This is a genomic window from Campylobacter sp. TTU-622 (assembly GCF_016598965.1).
In the GTDB taxonomy this organism is placed as follows: domain Bacteria; phylum Campylobacterota; class Campylobacteria; order Campylobacterales; family Campylobacteraceae; genus Campylobacter_D.
This window is the reverse complement of record NZ_JAENKR010000180.1, coordinates 1-970: the sequence shown is the minus strand read 5'-3', so window position 1 is coordinate 970 and position 970 is coordinate 1. Positions and strand designations below refer to the sequence as shown.

Genomic DNA, 970 nt, shown 5'->3' with positions numbered 1-970 from the left:
CTAAATAAAGATAATACGCTTACTTTAAATTCAAGAATTAGAAATTTTAAAGAAGAAATATTTTGTATTGTTGATATAGAAAGTACAGGCGGTATTAAAAATGGGGAGATTTTAGAAATTGGTGCTGTTAAGATTCAAAATTTTAAAGAAATTGATCGTTTTTGTTCTTTGATAAAAGTTGATGAAATTCCTGATAAAATCACTGAATTAACTGGTATTGATTTGGATATGGTAAGAAGTGCCCCTAATCTTGATATTGTTTTAAAACAATTTAGATCTTTTTTAAAAGATAGTATTTTTGTAGCACATAATGTTCGTTTCGATTATAGTTTTATTTCTAAAGCTTTAAATAATCATAATCTTGGAATTTTGCTTAATCGACGAATTTGCACTATAGAATTTGCACAATGTTGTATTGAAAGTCCAAAATATAAACTTGAAGCTCTTAAAGAGATTTTAGGTATACAAAATATTCATCATAGAGCCTTAAATGATGCTTTAGCTGCAGCTGAAATTTTTAAATATTGCCTTAGTAAACTTCCTTATCATATTAAAACTACAGAAGATCTTATAAATTTTATTAGAACTTCTCGTTTAAAAAACAAAAATTTACTAATAAAAAATAAAAACCTATAAGAATTAAAATAATTAAATTTTGGAATTTCAAAGTTTGAATTTGCGTTTGTTGCGAACAATTAAAAAATTTTACTAATAAAGATATTAAAAAGTTCTAAAATTTATTTTGAAGTTAAAATATAATAAAAAATCTAAATTTTATTATAAATTTAAAAATAAAGATTATTTTTATCTTGAGTTTAAATTTTAAACTATTTTGAAATAATTATAGTAGATTAAGAATTTACAAATTAGAATTTAACTTTTATATAAAAATTATTTAATCAATTTATTTTTTAGAATCAATATAATAAATTTTAATAGGAAAACTTACTGCTATATCTTTATCTTCTGC

Annotated in this window: 1 protein-coding gene; it reads left to right on the top strand. The window is 21.1% G+C overall.

All coding sequences use genetic code 11. The features are described 5' to 3' along the window. Positions 1–636 (top strand): 3'-5' exonuclease (locus tag JG677_RS08325; RefSeq protein ID WP_200286172.1); only part of this gene is annotated, 636 nt, incomplete at its 5' end. Positions 637–970 lie beyond the last annotated feature (334 nt).